Below are 18,055 nucleotides of genomic sequence, written 5' to 3'. Positions count from 1 at the left end.
TAAAGAACTAAAAATGAATGGGTTAAAGGGTGTTGCATAAGCTACTTGCATGGATTGGAGTTGCTATGAAAAAGTCTTTTGCCTGCGTGACATCTTTTTCAATTTGCCGGATGAGCGTGTCGATATCCGCATATTTTTCTTCATCGCGTAGTTTGTGCAGAAAATCAACCTGCAAATGCTGTCCATATATTTCCCGGTTAAAGTCGAACAAATGCACTTCCAGTACCGGTTTGCCATTTTCATGCACTGTCGGCCGTACACCCAGGCTGGCGACACCGGGTAGTGGTGTAGCAGGTGACGATCGAATGGCACCATGCACCGCGACAACAAAGATACCTGACAGCGCTGGACGATTATGTTTCAACTGGATATTCGCAGTTGGAAATCCGATCTGCCTGCCTAGTTTATCACCGTCAATCACCCGCCCGCTGATGCTGTACGGTCTTCCCAGTAGTTGTTGCGCTACATTCAGGTCGCCATGAGCGAGCGCTTGCCGGATAGCGGTACTGGAAACACGCTGGCCATTCATGATCACACTGGGCATGATTTCCACCGCAAAGCCATTTGCCGTTGAGAGGGCCTGCAGCATAGCAGAATCACCGGCACGTCGTGCTCCGAAACGGAAATCATCTCCCACCAGCAGCCAGCGGACAGAAAGCGCTTGGTTCAGAATGCGTGTGATAAATGCTTCCGGGTTGATTCCGGCAAAGTCATCATCGAAGCGGCAGATATGAATGCAATCGATTTCTGCCTGAACTAATAATTTCAGTTTTTCCCGTAGACTGGTCAAGCGGGCAGGCGCCTGATCCGGAGCGAAGAATTCGCGCGGATGCGGTTCGAAAATCATCACACAAGCAGGAAGCCCAAGTTTATTGGCAGTGTCTTTCAGGCGCGCCAGCATGGCTTGATGGCCTAAATGAACGCCATCGAAATTACCAATGGTGAGTGCAACCGGTGTCTTAGCGCATTGATATGACCGTCGCCAAGTGTGCATGGCCGGGAAACCTTAAAATGGGTCATTTTAGCGTGTTTCAGGCAAACAGGTCTAGCAAAGCCGTTGAAAAACTAGTTGCGTTGCTGCTATGGTGTTAAAAACAGGCTTAAAATGCTTATTTATCACGCATAAACTGCGCTTTTTCGCTTGTTTTTGCCTTACATCAGTTGCCTCGAAAACGTTTTTCAAAGGCCTGCTAACGCTTAATCCTTATTTTTTGGCGGACTGTTGTCATGATGGCGATCCACCGGTGGTCGAACCTGACCGATGGTGTCTTCGTCGCCGGCTGTGATGTCGATGCCCCGGGCAACATGGCTCTTGTGGTAACCATACAGAAAATAGAAAATTAATCCAATTCCGGACCAGATCGGAAACACCAATTTGGCATCGGTTGGCAGGAACATAAAAAGCGTGATACAACCCATCACGGCAAGCGGTCCCACCAGCCAGATTCCAGGTGCTCTAAAAGGCCGCACGCGATTTTTATCCTTGATGCGCAGTATCATCACCGCAAATGCCACGACCATGAATGCAAACAGCGTACCGGAATTGGAAATGTCCGCCAGCTTGCCGACCGGAAAAAAGGCCGCAGCGATGGTCACACCGAGACCTGTTACATACGTAACAATATGCGGCGTTTTGAAACGTGGATGGATGCGACTCAATACTTCCGGCAGTAGGCCATCGCGTGACATGACGAAAAAGATGCGCGTCTGACCAAATAACATCATCAGCACCACCGATGGCAGTGCCAGAAAAGCGGTCAGCCCGAGCAGATTGCCGATTTTCTCCCACCCGATTTCCCGCAGAACCAGCGCCAGTGCTTCACGCGAACAAACTAACGGCTGTTGTCCGGCGGCGACAAGCGATTGACATTGCTCGGCTAATGCCAATGAACCGGGTGCCAAGCCTTTGCCAGCTGCATCCAACACCGGCTGAGCACCGATGGCTCCAATCGCGCCCATCGAAATCAGCAGGTAAAAGACGGTACAGATCCCCAGCGAGCTGATGAGTCCGATCGGTACATTGCGTTGTGGATTCTTGGTTTCCTCTGCAGCGGTCGAAACCGCATCGAATCCCACATAAGCAAAGAAAATAGAAGATGCCGCCGCGACCACGCCCACTTCACCCAACGGCAAAAAAGGCTGGAAATTCTCAATATCAGCGACAGGTATCGTGAGCGCAATAAAAAGTGTTAAAGCAGCAATTTTGATCGCAACAAGCACCGCATTAAATTGGGCGCTTTCTCTTGTGCCAATAACCAGCAGCCAGACGACCAGTATGCAGACAAAAACCGCTGGTAAATTAATAATACCACCGGCGAAAGGACCATTCGCCAATGCAAAGGGTATTTCGATTCCCAAGGTATTATAAAGAAGACCGACGAAATAGCCTGACCATCCGACCGCGACCGCGCTCGCTGCAACGGAATATTCGAGCATCAATGCCCATCCCACCAACCAGGCCACCAACTCACCCAGCACGGCATAGGAATAGGTATACGCGGAGCCGGAGACAGGCACCATGGAAGACAATTCAGAATAACACAAGGCTGCTACGATACAGACAAAACTGGCAATGACGAAAGAGAGCATCATGCCAGGGCCAGCTTTCTGCGCAGCTTCCGCCGTCAATACAAAAATACCGGTGCCGATGATCGCACCGACGCCCAAGAGCGTTAATTGCCACGCCCCTAAGGTGCGCTGCAAACTTTTCTTTTCTGCTGTGGCCAGAATGGCATCTAGTGATTTTACGCGCCAGAAAATCATGAATGGTTCCTTTCTATGAATGCAAGTATCTTCGATAAACTGGAAATTCTGCGGAGACATAGTGTACAAGAAATGACGCTGGCGTAAAGATACAATGGAACTACTTGCTGATTCATCATTGTGCAGTCTTAGATTTAACTTTCGTCGGATGAGCGGTGCTCATGCGACTTAAAAACGACACTGCCCGGATAATAGATTTTTCCCCATTCGACTAGCGCCTCCAGTATGGGGCGCAAGTCTTCTCCCTTTCTTGTTAGACGGTATTCATAGCGTAACGGTTTTTGCTGGTAGGCTTGTTGAGCGACAATCCCGGAAGTTTCCAGTTTTTTCAGCCGATCAGCCAGAATGTTTGTGGCAATGCGTTCGGGCGATGTAATCAATTCCTGATAGCGCTTTTTTCCCAATAATAGGTCGCGAATAATCAGCAATGTCCATTTGTCGCCAAGCTGATCCAATGCGCAGGCAATCGGACAGCATGAGCGCTCAAAAGTGGGCTTATCCAGATTATTATTCATCAACTCATGCACCTTATTCAGCGGATAAACGATTACAGTAGCACTGTAATACATTTACTTGCAATTAACAAGTTTGTGGGATAAAGTTACTTGCATTATACAAGCCGGTATTAAGATTGTATGAATAACAATGAGGATTACTGATATGTTGAAACTGTATCAATTTGAACGCACCTGGGGCATTCCGAATTTAAGTCCTTTCTGCTGTAAAATCGAAACGTACTTGCGCATGGCGGATATCGGTTATGAAATTAAATCAACACTTCCGTTGAACGCGCCGAAAGGCAAATTGCCTTATATTGAGGATGGCGGCAAAGCATTGGGTGATTCGCGCTTTATCATCGCTCATCTTAAGTCGGCCTATAAAGATCTGGATCAAGGGTTAAATGATACAGAGTTGGCAATATCGTTGGCTATGCAGCGTTTGCTTGAGGAGCATTTGTTTTGGGCTGCGCTATATTCACGCTGGCAATATACCGACGAAAACTGGAAAACCAACAAGCAAGCCATTTTTGGAGGGCTACCTCCCATTATTCGGGATATTGTCGCGAGCCGCTGGCGTCAAAAAATTAAGCGGCAGATCCACGGTCACGGCACTGGCAGGCATCAAGCGGAAGAAATTTTCGCGCTGGGTAAACAGGATATTGAAGCATTATCCGCAAGCCTTGGTGATCAGCAATATTTTTTAGGTGATCGGCCTACCACGCTGGATACTTCGGCGTTTGGTCTGCTGATCAATATCATCGGCTGCCCGATTGAGTCACCGTTGAAGGAATATGGCTTATCCAAAGATAATCTGATCAACTATGTAAACCGGATCAAGCATAAGTTTTATCCGGAGTTGCAAATGATGCGATAAGGATTATACAAAAGGGGTAATGCACTTCCGGAGCATTACGTCATTGGTGAGCAATCCCACTTGCACTTGTATCGGGACAAGAATTCTCATAGATTGGCAATTTGGAAAACTGCTTCAAGCGAAATTCAGTTGTAAGAAAGTGAGTTAGAATGAACTCGAAACAACTTTCTTGAGATATCAGCATTTAATTGAGGAGGTGAGCATGCGCACTTTTTTTGTTTTGATCATGACTTTTCTGGCTAGCCCTGTTTTCGGTTGTAACAGTACGCTGCTGGATCAGAATTTTCGCAAACTTGCAGCACCGGAAACGGTGAATTTATGTGAGACCTACTCTGGCAAAGTGCTGCTTATCGTCAACACTGCGAGTAAGTGTGGCTATACGCCACAGTATGAAGGCCTGGAAAAATTGCACGAAACATATGAGCAGCAGGGGCTGGTTGTACTGGGTTTTCCATCGAATGATTTTATGGGTCAGGAACCGGGAACCGAAGCAGAAATTCAGGATTTCTGCCGCCTTACCTATGATGTTAAGTTTCCCATGTTTGAGAAAACACTCGTGAAAAAAGAACATGCTCATCCCCTCTATGCACAATTGGCCGAGCTATCCGGCACCTACCCAACGTGGAATTTCCATAAATACCTGATCGGTCGTGACGGCAAGTTCATTGCGCAATTCAGTCCACACACAAAACCCCTTGATCCGACTGTGACGACAGCCATTGAACAGGCTCTGCAGCAATAAATTGATGAAAAAACAACCATATTCGTCTCCAGGCCAGACTCACAAGCAAGAGTCGAAAATAAGCGTTCTATCAATCCTGATACTTTCCTTATTCCTAGGACTAATTGCTGGCGCTGGGGTCGATAAATCGCATATTTTGCCAATAGCGTTTGTTTCTGCTGTTGTTCTCCTACTCAATAGAAACAAAATTGCTGCTGGTGAAAATGTGACTCAGTCGGATGGCGCACAGCAAGATCTCAGTACGGCAAAAGATTATTATGCTTGGCCAGAGCTGGGGCAATTTGCTTTTACCGTCGCAGGAGAACAGTATCAGGAGGTAATCAAGCAATTAATACAGGAGAATGTCACTAACTCTAAGGCAGGTTCAGGTTCTAAAGCATATATTTTGCAAACCCACCTGATACCGGATAATGACAATCCCTACGACAGCGGTGCTGTGCGAGTGGATATCAACAACCGAACTGTAGGTTACTTAAACCGAGAAGAAGCCCGCAGCTTCCGCCGCAGATTGGATGAGAGAAAACTCTCGAATCAGATAACCACTTGTAATGCCATTATCGTAGGTGGCGAGGTGAATAGAAAAACTCTCAACTACGACGTGAAGCTGGACATAGAATCACTGGCCAATTTTGATGATTTAAATCGATGCTGATCTTTTTCGGGTTTAATTTCCTGTCCCGAGATTCCTGTAAAGGTGTTTTATTTAAAAAACTTATTAGTGATTATTTGAGCGGCAACAAATCCAACAACCAATGCGATGATTGAATAAAAAATAATTTCAATAATATCAAACACTTGTGGCCTTATTCAATGTTGTCTTATAAAAATGCAGGTATATGCTATTTAGCTAATGATATGGGGTGGCTGATGGGACTCGAACCCACGACAACCGGAATCACAATCCGGGACTCTACCAGCTGAGCTACAGCCACCATAAGAAAAAGCAATGTAGTTTATTTGCACAAACTGAGTTGAGCAATTCAGTCTACATGCTGAAGAATATTCATGGCGTGCCCGACAGGAATCGAACCTGTAACCCCCAGCTTAGAAGGCTGGTGCTCTATCCGATTGAGCTACGGGCACCAAATCGGGCTGCTCTAAATATTAGGGCTAAAATTGGTCGGGGTGGAGAGATTTGAACTCCCGACATCCTGGTCCCAAACCAGGCGCGCTACCAGGCTACGCTACACCCCGGAAAAGGCGTCACTATACCTTCTTAGGTTGGAAACGTCAATTTCTTCGTATGCGAAGATAAGAATTCTATCTTCCAATGCAAGTATAGGAATTTAGAAATGTTTGTATTGTACGAATAATGTCACAGATGAGCTCTGAATTTTTATACTATTTTTAAGTGAAATAGTAATGAGCTGGATAAATAACTTGTGATCTAATGTGTTTTCTGATAATAGTATACGGTTTTTGTACGCTACCGGAATTAAGGAACCTTAAAGAGATGCCAAAAGAGCTACAGAGTAAACAAGTAACGCCCTATGAACCAAAAGCAGGTGAGGATTATATGAGTCCTGCCCAGCTCACACATTTTCGCAAGATATTGGAAAGTATGAAAATTGAATTGGGTCAGGATATTGATCGTGCGGTTCATACCATGCAAGATGATGCTACAGTGTTTGCCGACCCTAACGATCGTGCTAGCCAGGAATCTGATATGACACTTGAATTACGCAACCGTGATCGTGAACGTAAACTTATCAAGAAGATCGATGAGATAATTGGAAAAATAGACTCTGAGGATTATGGTTATTGTGAGAGCTGTGGAATAGAGATTGGACTAAAGCGGCTTGAAGCTCGACCGACTGCAACACTTTGCATTGATTGCAAAACATTGGATGAAATGCGTGAGAAGCAAATAGCTAAATAGGTGTATGAAGAGGAGTAATAATAAAAAACCCTGTGGATATCACAGGGTTTTTTTATATTTAATAAGTAAAGACAGCAGAATCTTATTTTAGGATTCTTCTTCTGTGGCAGAGTCGGAATTATTTTCATCAACAGACGCGGCTTTCATGCTTAATCGTAATCTTCCTTTATCATCGGCTTCAAGAACCTTGACGCGCACTTGCTGGCCCTCATTCAGGTGATCAGAAACATTGTTAACACGTTCGTTGGCAATTTGTGAGATATGTAATAGACCGTCTTTTCCAGGTAGAACGCTGACAATAGCGCCAAAATCAAGTAATTTTAAAACTACACCGTCATAAATTTTTCCATCCTCAACTTCAGCGGTAATATCTTCAATACGTTTTTTAGCCAGTTCACCGCCTTCAGCGTTAACACAGGCGATCGTTACTTGACCATCATCGGTAATGTCAATTGTAGTACCGGTTTCCTCCGTAAGTGCACGTATAACGGCGCCGCCCTTGCCAATCACATCACGAATCTTTTCTGGATTGATTTTGAGTTTGATGATGCGCGGTGCGTGAACTGAGATATCCTCGCGAGTCGAAGGCAGCGCTTGCTTCATGATTTGCAGGATGTGCATGCGTCCTTCATGCGCTTGTATTAGTGCGGCATGCATGATTTCTTTGGTAATACCTTGAATCTTGATATCCATCTGCAGTGCAGTAATGCCTTTTTCAGTACCCGCTACTTTAAAATCCATATCGCCCAGATGATCTTCATCGCCAAGAATATCAGTGAGCACAGCGAAGCGATTTCCTTCTTTAATCAGTCCCATGGCAATGCCGGCAACATGAGCTTTGAGTGGCACACCTGCATCCATGAGCGCAAGGCAACCACCACAAACCGATGCCATTGAACTGGAGCCATTGGATTCGGTAATTTCAGATACGACGCGTAACGAATAACCAAATTCTTCTGGAGAAGGTAAAACGGCCACTAAGGCACGCTTTGCAAGGCGTCCGTGACCAATTTCTCGGCGTTTGGGAGTGCCAACACGGCCTATTTCCCCTGTGGCGTAGGGGGGCATGTTGTAATGCAACATGAAACGATCGCTGTAATCGCCCTGAAGTGAGTCGATCTTTTGCTCATCGCGTGCTGTACCCAGTGTTGCTACCGCTAATGCTTGAGTTTCGCCACGTGTGAATAGCGCTGATCCATGTGTGCGGGGCAATACGCCGTTCCGAATGGTGATGGCTCTGACGGTGCGTGTACCACGGCCATCAATGCGAGGTTCTCCATCTAAGATTTGATTGCGTACGATTTTGGATTCCAGTGTAAAAAAAGCTTCCTTGAAGGTTTGCAAATCGGGACCACCTTCGGTATCAACGCCTATTTCTGTGGATATGCGTTGACTGATTGCTTCAATAGCTTCAGAGCGCGCTTGTTTCTGTTTTATCTTAAAGGCTTGTCGCAAGTCGGTTTCTGCCATCCCGGCGATTTTTTCTTCAAATGCAGTATCTTTTGCAGGTGGTGTCCAATCCCAGGCAGTTACACCTGCTTCATCAGCAAACTCATTGATTGCATTGATAACTGCTTGCATTTGCTCGTGACCATACACAACAGCGCCAAGCATCACTTCTTCAGGTAATTCCATCGCTTCGGATTCGACCATCAGAACGGCTTGTTGCGTCCCTGCAACCACTAAATTCAGTTGAGTATCCTTAAGTTCTGAAATGGTTGGATTGAGTACATATTCATTATTGATGTAGCCGACGCGAGCTGCGCCAAGAGGGCCATCAAATGGTATGCCGGAAAGGACGAGTGCTGCTGAGGTCCCGATGATAGAAGGAATATCTGCATCCACTTCACTGTCAGATGACATAACAGTGGCGACGATTTGCACTTCATTATAGAAACCTTCAGGAAATAGTGGGCGAATAGGGCGGTCAATGAGTCTGGAAGTGAGAGTTTCTTTTTCTGATGGGCGACCTTCCCGTTTAAAGAAACTACCAGGTATCCTGCCTGCAGCATAAAATTTTTCCTGATAATCCACGGTGAGTGGAAAGAAATCCTGACCAGGTTTTATATTTTTTGCACCAACTACGGTAACAAGTACAACTGTATCGTCCATTGTAACCACTACAGCGCCATGTGCTTGTCTTGCTATCTCTCCCGTTTCCAGCGTAAGCTGATGACGTCCATAGGTAATACTCTTCTTGATAGGTTTCAATTAACAATCCTTTCTTGATTCTGATGAATTTTCCAAAATTTTAAATTGCCATCAAACCAGGTTACTGGTTGTAAGGCAATTGTAGCGGAAAATGATCTACTTAATTTGCCGTTGACAGGGTTTGTGGAGAGCATTTATTTGCGTAAACCAAGGCGTTCAATCAGTGTTCGATACGTATCAGCATTACGATGTTTAAGATAGTCCAATAGCTTACGACGGCGACTTACCATACGTAGCAGACCTCTGCGCGAATGATGATCCTTGACATGTGTTTTGAAATGCCCGATCAGATCGTTGATCCGAGTTGTCAAAAGAGCAACTTGAACTTCTGGAGAGCCAGTATCTCCGTCGGCTCTTTGATAGTCGCGCACTACCTGTGCTTTTTGGTCGATTGTGACTGACATAAATGATTTCTCCAATTAATTACCAGTGTAAAGAAAAGCCGGAATTTTACTCTTTAATATTGTTCTTGTCCAAATCAGATCGGTGTGTGGAATGATTAAAAATGATCGGGGTTAGAAAATAAGGATTGCTTTGATGATATGTATTGATAAGTTTTTTAGATTTTTGTAAGTCGTACGTTGGAACTGTATGTACTGAGGAGCGAATTTCGGAATGGCTAAATAAACTTGGATAGCAAAAGAATCAATACCGTGAGTGGTTGTGCATCAGTAATTCTTTTTGTTATCCAAGTTATAGTATAGGTTTGCTATCAACAGAGTTAAACTTGTGAGTTTTCGCCGCCATGCCCTGATGGGTTGGTAAACTGATCATTCAATGCTTGAATGTAATCATTGGCTTCGTTAATGATTTCATCAATGGTTTGCTGCGTTACTTCATTCCAACCAGCCGGACCTTGCAGGAACATTGGACGATGAGCAGCAGTGCTTTTATTGAATGCCTGCATGTACTGCTTGTATGTTTCATGATCCTTGATTTCATCCGCCAATTTTTTCAGCAACCTATTGGCAACCGCACGACGGATAGAAAAATGAATATAAATAACGCCGGTTACCAGCACTAAGGCTATGGCCAGCGCGGATGTTTCGCCTTGCATAAATTCAGCCGGGAGCGTTTTGACAAGGCTCCAAGATTCGCTCAGGGTAAGTGCAATACCCGCTAATATCGCTAATGTACTAAAAACCAAACCATCAAACAGCATAACTTTGCTTTTCCATTTCTTCAACATATCAGAGAGTTTGTTGACAACTTGATTCTTAATGCCTTTTGCTGTTTGTTCCAGCTTGCCAACGATGCGATAGGAACGCTCTACTTCGATTTGGCGCATGCGTGCATTGATATCGGCCATATCCTCTTCACGTTTTTTTTCAAAACGCTCTTTAATGTGAGGATTCGCAATCGGGACGGCGGCACTTGGGTTATAAATCCGATAGAATCGCCCCGTAACCAAGCCAACTTCAGCCAATGAGCGTTGCCAAGCTGAGACGACTTCCTCAGGATTGTCTTCTTGCGCCGTGACATCAATTTGATTCAGGATATAAAGAAATTTATTAGCATCGGCGCGATTCACGCTGGCTGATACTAAATACGCCAATGTGTCTTGCATAGCTTTAGGTTCAGGATGGCGCGCATCAAAGAACACTAATACAAGGTCAGATAAATTAATGATGTGTTGAGTCAAGCGTAATGTCGATGCACGTTGGTTATCGGCATCAAAGCCGGGAGAGTCTATTAGAATTTTTCCGCGTACGTTTTCAGATGGACATGTTTTTAGTTGCAAGTAAGCATCAATACGTTCTTGTCCGGCTTCGGAAATTTCTTCAATACTGCGGCTTATCTGAAAAAATGGAAAACGTGGATCTGCATCCAGTGCAATGCCTGGCAGCGTCTTTGCTTCATTATGGTGGCTGTAGCAAATCACTGTGAATTTGTCATCGACGGCCTGGTTGCCTGTACGTTGAAGTGGTAAGTCCAAGTAAGAGTTAATATAGGTTGATTTGCCAGCAGAAAAAGTACCCAATACGGCGATCATGGGCCACCACGTTACACAAGTCGCATAGGATTCATCCTTATTAATTAGTCCCATGCTATGACCTACATAATCCATTTTTCTAAAACTTTTTACCGCATTGGCCAGAGTCGGATTATCGGGGTGCTCGTCGGTAAGATGTTTCTGTAGATTTTTCAGATACTTATTGATTTGTGTTGAACTATGTGACATAACAGTTCCTTTTCATTCTCATAAAAGTGCACCCTGAACAAGATACTGTACGGGTGATATTTTTGGTTTGTTTGTTAACGCTGCTTGCATGAATTGATGCTGTTTTTCAAAAAGTTATTTGGCCTCTTTATAAAAAAGGAAGGTGTATTCACCAAAACTTTTTTGAATCAAAAGAAACAGGTATCGCGTCATTGTTTGGTATAACACATTCAGCCCTGTACTATTTATGTTAAAAATTAAAGAAACCAGCCCGGGAATTCTACCAAGAACCATGCTACCTTGCTAGTAAATGATATTTCTAATATTCATGCGGTATTTGCGTAAAATAGTAGCACTATCCCTGTTGCACATCGGGTGATTGTGATCTGTAATTTGAAGCAGTGCAATGTTGATTGCACAATCATAAAAAAAGTTAAGATAAATAGGCCATTTTGTTGGAGACAATTTTAGAGATGACGATAGAAAATAATCATGAGCAACACACAACGCATTTCGTTCACGTAGGTCGCTATATACTCATTGGTTGTCTCACAGTGGCACCGTTGTGGGTTACCTGGTTGGTATTTGATTTTTTATTAAATTTATTGGCGCGTATCGGAGATCCTTTATTAAAAGGAATGGCGCGTGCAGTACGCCCGTTTTCAGATACGACAGCCAGTTGGTTGCTGGATTCGAATTTTCAGCATGCGGTTGCTGCATTGTTGACCATAGCCAGTCTGTACGGCATTGGATTGTTGGCATCTTTTGTCATTGGAAAAAAGGTGATTAGTCTTTATGAAAATATACTGGCCAGATTGCCACTAGTACAGACAATTTATGGTGCCACTAAACGCTTTCTGCATACTATCAGTCAGCCGCCTGTTGCCGGACAGCGCGTCGTTTTGATCAGTTTTCCATCGTCGGAAATGAAGGCTGTCGGTTTTATCACAAAAATCATACAAGACAAGGATAGTGGGAGAGAATTAGCTGCTGTCTACGTGCCGACCTCGCCCAATCCTACATCCGGTTATATCGAAATCCTGCCAATAGAGAATGTCATTCTAACGGATTGGACCACCGAAGAAGCCATGACGTTTGTTGTGACGGGCGGTACCAATGCACCCGAAAGTTTGAATTTCACTAACAAACAGAAACAGCAGGAGCAGGCACCTGAGAAACAATAAGCATCGGAATCAAGTGTTGCATCATTGCATTTTTATGCAGATAGCAAATAGGGAAGTGGCTTAATTTTCAGTACTGGACCTTGCAATGATTGCCAATGGATATCGCAGGTATCAACGCTGCTTTGCTGGATGACCGCCAAAACATCAAAGCCGCCATGGGGGGACAGTGCAGCATTGACGATGTTGCCGCTGGATTGATCATCCATATCCATGCTGAATAAGGCATCACCGGTGCTGATTGTTTCGGTTGTGGCGATATGAGCCAGAAACATGCGCCGTTTGAGTTTGCCAAGATACTGGGTGCGTGCCACAATTTCCTGACCGGGATAGCAGCCTTTTTTAAAGCTGATGCCGCCAATTGCATCCAGATTGATCATTTGGGGCAGAAATGCTTCCTGAGTCTCAGGCAGAATGGTAGGAATCGCGGCTTGAATAGTCAGCCAGTCCCAGCAATCGGCACCAACAGGCGTGGCGTTCTGATTGAGGTGCTCCCAGAGCATGGGGGCATTCTCGATCGGTGTAATCAATTCCATACGCTGTTGTGAAAGGTAAAGAATACTGATTTTTTCGTGATGCGTGACTTGCAGAGATTGATTCGAACCGTGTGATGATCGTGTAATTTCTTTAATCAACAGAGCGGCATTCGGACCTGCAATGCCGATTCGAACTAGATCGTTGCTTGCGTCGGTTAATTGTACTTTGGCACGCAATACATAGAGCGCTAAACGCTTTTGCATCGAAGCAATTAAACTGGCGGGCAATTGCATTAAATAGTCATCGCCTTGTTGCCATAGTAAAAAGTTGGCCAGTACCCGGCCTTTGGGTGTGCAATAACTGCCATATTGTGCCTGTTGCAGATTGACTTCCCGGACATCGCAACTGAGCTGGTTTTGTAAAAAAGTTTGCGCATCATTGCCGGAGAAACGGATCAAGCCATAATGGGAAAGATCGGCCATAATGGTTTCGGTGTGCGCATTGGTACGTTCTGCTGCGCTATCACCAAAATGCATCACGCAATTGTTTTCAATAATGGCGTGACAGTTACGCAGATAGGTTTGCCAGACTGGATTCATGCATAGAAAGAGAATAATGAGTAAGCGTGATTATACGATATCCCGTCTGGGTAAAATCAAGAACCAATCTCAAGAAATTGGCCTTCATCTTCTGAAATGTTAATGATCGATAAACCATTGATCGAACAATTTTGACCACACTTCCGTGGAAGCTAGTGTTTCTTATCAAGTAGCCTTTGACCGAACTAAATAATGATATTGGATGCTCTTGCGTAACAACTAATTACGATGATCTCCTCGCCCCGCGTTTCAACAAGGCAAAAGATGGTTCAACAACTCCTTCTCAAACTACACGAATATCAGAAAAAACAGATCTCTATGCTAGCGTACTCAATGAACCGGGGACAGTAGTTCATCTACATGTCTAGAATGCTTTCCTTCATCTCAAGAGATGGTGTGGTATCGTCACAAGATACGCCAGAAACACCGCCTCTTTCCTCGCTGACGTACAAGTCAGATGCATTGCTCTCTGGACAAATATCTCATGACTACACTATCTAAATAAAAAAATATTGCGGCGATGAAATCAAACTAACCGCTTTACATAGCAATCTCAATGCGCACTATTAATCATCAAGGTTGCGCTGCCCATGGCGGGCGAAATATTGGATCACAGTCATTATTGGGATCACTACCACTTGTAATTCCTTCCTCTCGTTCCAGAAATAATTGTATTAATGCAGTCTGCTCTGGATCCTGCCAAAAACGATTGAATGTTTGTAAAGCATTTGGCATCGTCTTGCCTGACTCGTTAATATTGTCGAATATATTCCAAGTTGGCGGTCCGTTACCATCCTTATCACATACAGTGCTATATGTATGTAGAGCATTGTTTTGTCCAATCTGATTAAACTCACCAAAAATGTCACCCGAGTGGCCAGCTACAAAATCACCTGCTCGATCATCAGGAGCTGTCGTTGGATCATCAAGCGGTACCGGCTCACCAGTGATCGGATCAAGTATTGGATTTCCTGCGCCGTCACGCTTCACTAGTTGAGAATAACGATTAAAGTCAAGTCCAAGTTTGGTACCCATGGCAACATGACATAACCGGCAACTGTGTTTTACCACCTTAAGATATAGTTCGCTGGCATCAAAAGCATCGCCGCGGCTTTTCGCAGGCAATGTTCTATCTAAAGTTTCATCCCAACCTGGTGGTACGAAATTACTACGTTGTTTACCAACTCCACCAGGATACCAACCATTGATAAGTTGCCGTGCAACTGGCGTTGGTGAAGTCTCTTTGATCAGCAAGTTTAATCGCCGCACAGCATCTTCCTGTGCAGCTCGAGTACGATTTGGTGCCTTATCATATTCATAGTTATCAAGGTCAAAGGGCAACATATATGCACCGATATTAGCATCACGTGCAGTAACACCGCTTTCAGGAAAATGATGGAAATATCCGTCTCCACCATGACATACAACACAATTGCCAGGTATGAATTTTTCACCACGGCCATCAAGATTTACAGACAAATAAAGTTCACCAGTCGGACCAAAGGTATAGAACTGAACAAATGGTTTATTGTTGTTCACGCCAGGAATGATCGAATACTCCATGGCCACACACGCGACAAGATTAATATCAGGCACAGCACCAGTCGCTTTACCATGGTTACAAACGTAGTATGAGATACGTGATGCATTCACTTTGCGGGCGTGATGATTACGCACTAAGTCGAGATCGGCAACGTTACGAAACGAAGCTTGAATTTCGCCTGGTTGCGCTGGTCCCTTAGGCCCACCGATGCTGTTGCGTGCACGCCATTGTGCAAATGTTAGTTTTGATCCGATTGGATTGCCGCTTGCGTCGCAACCTGTCACGGCCTTCAGAGCTAAGTAGTACTGGCACGCACTTTTACGAGTATCTAAACCGCGATAAGTCAAAAACCGATCAGCCTCTGGAAACACATCTGATGCTAACAGTTGTGGTGTCGCTATAGGAGTAGCTGCAACTATCCCACCATCGGTCGAGATTGCGACCCGCCGTGAGGCATGCCCTCCTTTTTGATCTGATACGTCAACATAGAGAAAGTGTAAGCCTTTACCTGTAGAAGGAAGGGTCCACGACACGTTGGGTGTATTAGTATTTTGAACCGTACCCGCTGTCGATCGCCAGCGATAAAAGAAAACATCACCATCCTTATCGCTGGCAGTAACACGTACATTAACTGTTGTTCCCAACGGGACTCCAGCCACAGCTTGCCCTGCTAATCGCGCAACCATTCCCGTAATCACTGGTTTATGATTGACCGGCAACTCCAGATTCTGTGCTGCCACAGAACCCACTGGACCTAAATTGAGTGGTATCTCAGTTTTTCTTAGGCTGCAGCTAGCACGCAGCTTATAACCCCCACCTGGTAGGGGATTTTGAACACCAATCAGAAATTTTCCGTCAGTGTTTGCTCGCGTCTTTGCCACTAATAGATTATTAGCATCTACAATCTCTATGATTGCAGTTTTGTCAATATCGAAAAAAGGATCACTATGTAAACAAGATACCTCTGCGCTATCGTTTGGTAGTACAGACTGTGAATTAACACGACCCGTTATCAACGCGAACGTCGGATCAAGTGTAGGTTGAGCCGCTATATAGCGTACTGAAACTCGATCAATAATCTCAAAAGGGTTTGTAGAATTGCAGCCTGCCACGATACCTGGGTAGCTATCAGACCAGCACAGAATATATTGGCCTGCTGGCTGATTCGGTATCACAAAGGCGCCTTTGCTATCCGTGAAAACCCGAACTGACTCGCGGAAAGTCGAATTATTGACAACGTAAACTTCGACATCGGAAATTCCTGGTTCATAGTGTGTATCGACGAGATCAATCACGCCTTGAACGATACCACCTGGCCCAGCTTCGGCAATTGCATTACCTTGAGCGCCTAAACCACCTAGTAGTAACACTAAAATATAAGCGAGTCGCAGCCTTTTCAGTATTGAGATCATAACCAAATGCGCTAATGTTGGATAATCATCAAACATAATTACCTCCTTGATTTTTAAGAGCAATAATAAAACTTCGGATAAACACATTCGTCTTTAAACAGGAGAATAGTGTAAATTAACGCAAGTATTAGTAAAACAATAGTCTACTTCTTCTCGATGGTCCATATAGCTAGATAAAATGGTTTATCAACTATTGATGCAAATCTTTCTCTAGCAGAGAATCAAGCTTTTGCTTCTAGTCAAATGTTTTATAACTCAAGCACTGGAATATTTACTGCTGATGTTATAAGTGGTTCAGATCTCCAAATTCAAATGGTTGGTGAGTCTGGATTTCTTCCCTCATTGGATGTAATCGTGTAGATTTTACACTTCTCAACGTGGTTCTACTCAGCGTTACAATTACTCCTCTATTTAAAAATAGATATTAAATTTACCCTTATCATTTTTTGCGTTTTTTCAGAGGCTGCTTAGTTTAAGTGGCCTTTTTTAAATCAATTTCATTACAATAAATATTCGTCAAACTTGACCTAACTGGTTATGTTAATCTAGAAACTCTATCACCTTATTTAAATAGTGTGGTCGAAATTGTTTGCTTGACCATATATCCCTTACTCCCCATTTTGATATGGCCGTTTTATCCATTCAGCGCACACTTTCATTGCGACTTGCGGCGTTACTCAGTCTGGCACATAGTGCTGCAGCCGGTTTATTATGGCCGTTGGCGCTGCCTTGGGGCATTAAGGCGATGATCATGGTCGCGCTGGCCATCAGCCTGGTTCACTATATGCGGCAAGATGCCTTGCTCAGTGCAAACAATGCGGTGATCGCTTTTGTACTCTCCAATGAAATGCACTGTACACTCACCACTCGCTCGGGCGAGTCAATCATCTGCCATCTATTAGGCAATACCTTTGTTGCGCCTTACCTAATAGTATTGAATCTGAAGCCTGTGGGGAAATTCTTTGTGCGCAGTGTAGTGATACTGCCCGATGGCATTGATGCGGAAGAATTCAGGCAGCTGCGAGTATGGTTACGCTGGAAATGGAAAGATAACAGTGAAATTGAATGATTCGGGTATCTCAGTTTTGATCATCTAAAAGTTTGTCTTACTTATTGTATGTTGCTGGTGACAAAGACTTCGTATGAAATAATAAAAATTGCTTAGAAATTAGCCAGTAGAGAATATAGAAGCGTTAAATAAACAACCCCGTGGCAAGACTACGGGGTATTAGAAAAGCTTAAGTTGATGCAGTTCTTCTTTTAGCTTGCCTTGGTTCTTTACATACCGCTCAACTACACCCCAAACAGCTCTTTCCTCTACAGTTGCAACATAATAGCCATTCATCCAAAACTCACCGTCCCACAGATCTCGTTTCAAATCCGGCTTCCTCTTAAACAATTTCCGTACTGTTATGCTTTTGAACACCCTAACAATCTGACCCGGTGCAATCTTTGGATGTGCAGTACGAAGTATATGTACGTGGTCTTTGTCGCAATCTATCTGCTCAAACTCAATGTCATATCGCTCTTCTATCTCTTTCGAAGTCAGCATTATAATTAATAACAGGTAACCCCCGGGCTCAGCTGGGGGACTCCCGAAGGTTTGACGTTACGGCAGTCGTCGTAACGTTCTCGTCCCAACCACGAAACGAGGAGTCAAAGATGAAGGAGTACCAAAGTTTGAGCCATATGCGCTGGGATTGTAAATATCAT

15 protein-coding genes, 3 tRNA genes and 1 pseudogene are annotated in these 18,055 nt (G+C 44.3%); 7 read left to right on the top strand and 12 right to left on the bottom strand.

Going from position 1 to position 18,055, the window contains the following annotated elements; all coding sequences use genetic code 11:
- Positions 1 to 22: 22 nt before the first annotated feature.
- The 3 genes from C8R34_RS05845 to C8R34_RS05835 form a co-directional block, all read right to left on the bottom strand.
- Complete coding sequence (locus C8R34_RS05845) at positions 23 to 994, bottom strand: bifunctional riboflavin kinase/FAD synthetase (RefSeq protein ID WP_110338750.1); 972 nt, start codon at positions 992 to 994, stop codon at positions 23 to 25.
- A 203-nt stretch (positions 995 to 1,197) separates the two neighbouring features.
- Positions 1,198 to 2,763 carry an amino acid permease gene (locus tag C8R34_RS05840; RefSeq protein WP_110338748.1) on the bottom strand — a complete coding sequence of 522 codons (1,566 nt, stop codon included), beginning with the start codon at positions 2,761 to 2,763 and terminating at the stop codon, positions 1,198 to 1,200.
- Positions 2,764 to 2,897: 134 nt separating this feature from the next.
- On the bottom strand, positions 2,898 to 3,278 hold the full coding sequence (locus tag C8R34_RS05835; protein WP_110338858.1) for a helix-turn-helix domain-containing protein: 381 nt from the start codon (positions 3,276 to 3,278) through the stop codon (positions 2,898 to 2,900).
- A gap of 145 nt (positions 3,279 to 3,423) precedes the next feature.
- Here C8R34_RS05835 and C8R34_RS05830 point away from each other — a divergent pair, with 145 nt between their 5' ends.
- From C8R34_RS05830 to C8R34_RS05820, 3 genes are all read left to right on the top strand, one after another.
- Positions 3,424 to 4,137: a glutathione S-transferase family protein gene (locus C8R34_RS05830; RefSeq protein ID WP_110338746.1), complete on the top strand. Its 714-nt coding sequence runs from the start codon at positions 3,424 to 3,426 to the stop codon at positions 4,135 to 4,137.
- A 202-nt stretch (positions 4,138 to 4,339) separates the two neighbouring features.
- A complete protein-coding gene (locus tag C8R34_RS05825; RefSeq protein ID WP_110338744.1) occupies positions 4,340 to 4,879 on the top strand; it encodes a glutathione peroxidase in 540 nt (179 codons plus the stop codon).
- 4 nt (positions 4,880 to 4,883) lie between these two features.
- Positions 4,884 to 5,531, top strand: a complete 648-nt coding sequence (locus C8R34_RS05820; RefSeq protein ID WP_110338742.1) for an HIRAN domain-containing protein — start codon at positions 4,884 to 4,886, stop codon at positions 5,529 to 5,531.
- A 204-nt stretch (positions 5,532 to 5,735) separates the two neighbouring features.
- Here the strand turns inward: C8R34_RS05820 and C8R34_RS05815 are convergent.
- From C8R34_RS05815 to C8R34_RS05805, 3 genes are all read right to left on the bottom strand, one after another.
- A tRNA-His gene (locus tag C8R34_RS05815) sits at positions 5,736 to 5,811 on the bottom strand.
- 74 nt (positions 5,812 to 5,885) lie between these two features.
- Positions 5,886 to 5,962 (bottom strand) — tRNA-Arg (locus tag C8R34_RS05810).
- A 34-nt stretch (positions 5,963 to 5,996) separates the two neighbouring features.
- Positions 5,997 to 6,073: transfer RNA gene (locus C8R34_RS05805), tRNA-Pro, on the bottom strand.
- A 259-nt stretch (positions 6,074 to 6,332) separates the two neighbouring features.
- Between C8R34_RS05805 and dksA the strand changes: the two genes are divergently transcribed.
- Positions 6,333 to 6,758 carry an RNA polymerase-binding protein DksA gene (gene dksA / locus C8R34_RS05800; RefSeq protein WP_110338740.1) on the top strand — a complete coding sequence of 142 codons (426 nt, stop codon included), beginning with the start codon at positions 6,333 to 6,335 and terminating at the stop codon, positions 6,756 to 6,758.
- 87 nt (positions 6,759 to 6,845) lie between these two features.
- Here the strand turns inward: dksA and pnp are convergent, their stop codons facing one another.
- From pnp to C8R34_RS05785, 3 genes are all read right to left on the bottom strand, one after another.
- A complete protein-coding gene (gene pnp, locus C8R34_RS05795; protein WP_110338738.1) occupies positions 6,846 to 8,969 on the bottom strand; it encodes a polyribonucleotide nucleotidyltransferase in 2,124 nt (707 codons plus the stop codon).
- Positions 8,970 to 9,103: 134 nt separating this feature from the next.
- The gene (gene rpsO / locus C8R34_RS05790; protein ID WP_110338736.1) at positions 9,104 to 9,373 is read right to left on the bottom strand and encodes a 30S ribosomal protein S15; all 270 of its coding nucleotides are present in this window, start codon (positions 9,371 to 9,373) and stop codon (positions 9,104 to 9,106) included.
- 317 nt (positions 9,374 to 9,690) lie between these two features.
- Positions 9,691 to 11,151, bottom strand: a complete 1,461-nt coding sequence (locus C8R34_RS05785) for a dynamin family protein (protein ID WP_110338734.1) — start codon at positions 11,149 to 11,151, stop codon at positions 9,691 to 9,693.
- A gap of 452 nt (positions 11,152 to 11,603) precedes the next feature.
- Between C8R34_RS05785 and C8R34_RS05780 the strand changes: the two genes are divergently transcribed.
- Positions 11,604 to 12,314 carry a DUF502 domain-containing protein gene (locus C8R34_RS05780; protein ID WP_110338732.1) on the top strand — a complete coding sequence of 237 codons (711 nt, stop codon included), beginning with the start codon at positions 11,604 to 11,606 and terminating at the stop codon, positions 12,312 to 12,314.
- A 32-nt stretch (positions 12,315 to 12,346) separates the two neighbouring features.
- Here the strand turns inward: C8R34_RS05780 and C8R34_RS05775 are convergent, their stop codons facing one another.
- Positions 12,347 to 13,387 (bottom strand): folate-binding protein YgfZ, encoded by a 1,041-nt coding sequence (locus tag C8R34_RS05775; RefSeq protein ID WP_110338730.1) that lies wholly within the window; start codon positions 13,385 to 13,387, stop codon positions 12,347 to 12,349.
- A 368-nt stretch (positions 13,388 to 13,755) separates the two neighbouring features.
- Here C8R34_RS05775 and C8R34_RS05770 point away from each other — a divergent pair.
- Positions 13,756 to 13,875: pseudogene (locus tag C8R34_RS05770) on the top strand (IS5/IS1182 family transposase); the annotation flags it as partial.
- Between the two features lie 85 nt (positions 13,876 to 13,960).
- Here the strand turns inward: C8R34_RS05770 and C8R34_RS05765 are convergent.
- Positions 13,961 to 16,378 (bottom strand): hypothetical protein, encoded by a 2,418-nt coding sequence (locus C8R34_RS05765; RefSeq protein ID WP_110338728.1) that lies wholly within the window; start codon positions 16,376 to 16,378, stop codon positions 13,961 to 13,963.
- 589 nt (positions 16,379 to 16,967) lie between these two features.
- Between C8R34_RS05765 and C8R34_RS05760 the strand changes: the two genes are divergently transcribed.
- Entirely contained in the window at positions 16,968 to 17,411 is a 444-nt protein-coding gene (locus tag C8R34_RS05760; RefSeq protein WP_110338726.1) for a protein YgfX, read from the top strand.
- A 159-nt stretch (positions 17,412 to 17,570) separates the two neighbouring features.
- Here the strand turns inward: C8R34_RS05760 and tnpA are convergent, their stop codons facing one another.
- Positions 17,571 to 17,894, bottom strand: coding sequence for an IS200/IS605 family transposase (gene tnpA / locus C8R34_RS05755; protein ID WP_258364376.1), 324 nt, complete (start codon positions 17,892 to 17,894; stop codon positions 17,571 to 17,573).
- Positions 17,895 to 18,055: the final 161 nt, after the last annotated feature.

The sequence above is a fragment of the Nitrosomonas sp. Nm84 genome (assembly GCF_003201565.1).
Classification (GTDB): domain Bacteria; phylum Pseudomonadota; class Gammaproteobacteria; order Burkholderiales; family Nitrosomonadaceae; genus Nitrosomonas.
Note: the sequence above shows the minus strand (reverse complement) of the source record. Positions and strands in the feature narration are given on the sequence as shown.

Coding starts and splice junctions, on each gene's coding strand:
- C8R34_RS05845 (WP_110338750.1), bottom strand. CDS start 994: ATGCACACTTGGCGACGGTCATATCAATGCGCTAAGACACCGGTTGCA.
- C8R34_RS05840 (WP_110338748.1), bottom strand. CDS start 2,763: ATGATTTTCTGGCGCGTAAAATCACTAGATGCCATTCTGGCCACAGCA.
- C8R34_RS05835 (WP_110338858.1), bottom strand. CDS start 3,278: ATGAATAATAATCTGGATAAGCCCACTTTTGAGCGCTCATGCTGTCCG.
- C8R34_RS05830 (WP_110338746.1), top strand. CDS start 3,424: ATGTTGAAACTGTATCAATTTGAACGCACCTGGGGCATTCCGAATTTA.
- C8R34_RS05825 (WP_110338744.1), top strand. CDS start 4,340: ATGCGCACTTTTTTTGTTTTGATCATGACTTTTCTGGCTAGCCCTGTT.
- C8R34_RS05820 (WP_110338742.1), top strand. CDS start 4,884: ATGAAAAAACAACCATATTCGTCTCCAGGCCAGACTCACAAGCAAGAG.
- dksA (WP_110338740.1), top strand. CDS start 6,333: ATGCCAAAAGAGCTACAGAGTAAACAAGTAACGCCCTATGAACCAAAA.
- rpsO (WP_110338736.1), bottom strand. CDS start 9,373: ATGTCAGTCACAATCGACCAAAAAGCACAGGTAGTGCGCGACTATCAA.
- C8R34_RS05785 (WP_110338734.1), bottom strand. CDS start 11,151: ATGTCACATAGTTCAACACAAATCAATAAGTATCTGAAAAATCTACAG.
- C8R34_RS05780 (WP_110338732.1), top strand. CDS start 11,604: ATGACGATAGAAAATAATCATGAGCAACACACAACGCATTTCGTTCAC.
- C8R34_RS05775 (WP_110338730.1), bottom strand. CDS start 13,387: ATGAATCCAGTCTGGCAAACCTATCTGCGTAACTGTCACGCCATTATT.
- C8R34_RS05765 (WP_110338728.1), bottom strand. CDS start 16,378: ATGTTTGATGATTATCCAACATTAGCGCATTTGGTTATGATCTCAATA.
- C8R34_RS05760 (WP_110338726.1), top strand. CDS start 16,968: ATGGCCGTTTTATCCATTCAGCGCACACTTTCATTGCGACTTGCGGCG.
- tnpA (WP_258364376.1), bottom strand. CDS start 17,894: ATGCTGACTTCGAAAGAGATAGAAGAGCGATATGACATTGAGTTTGAG.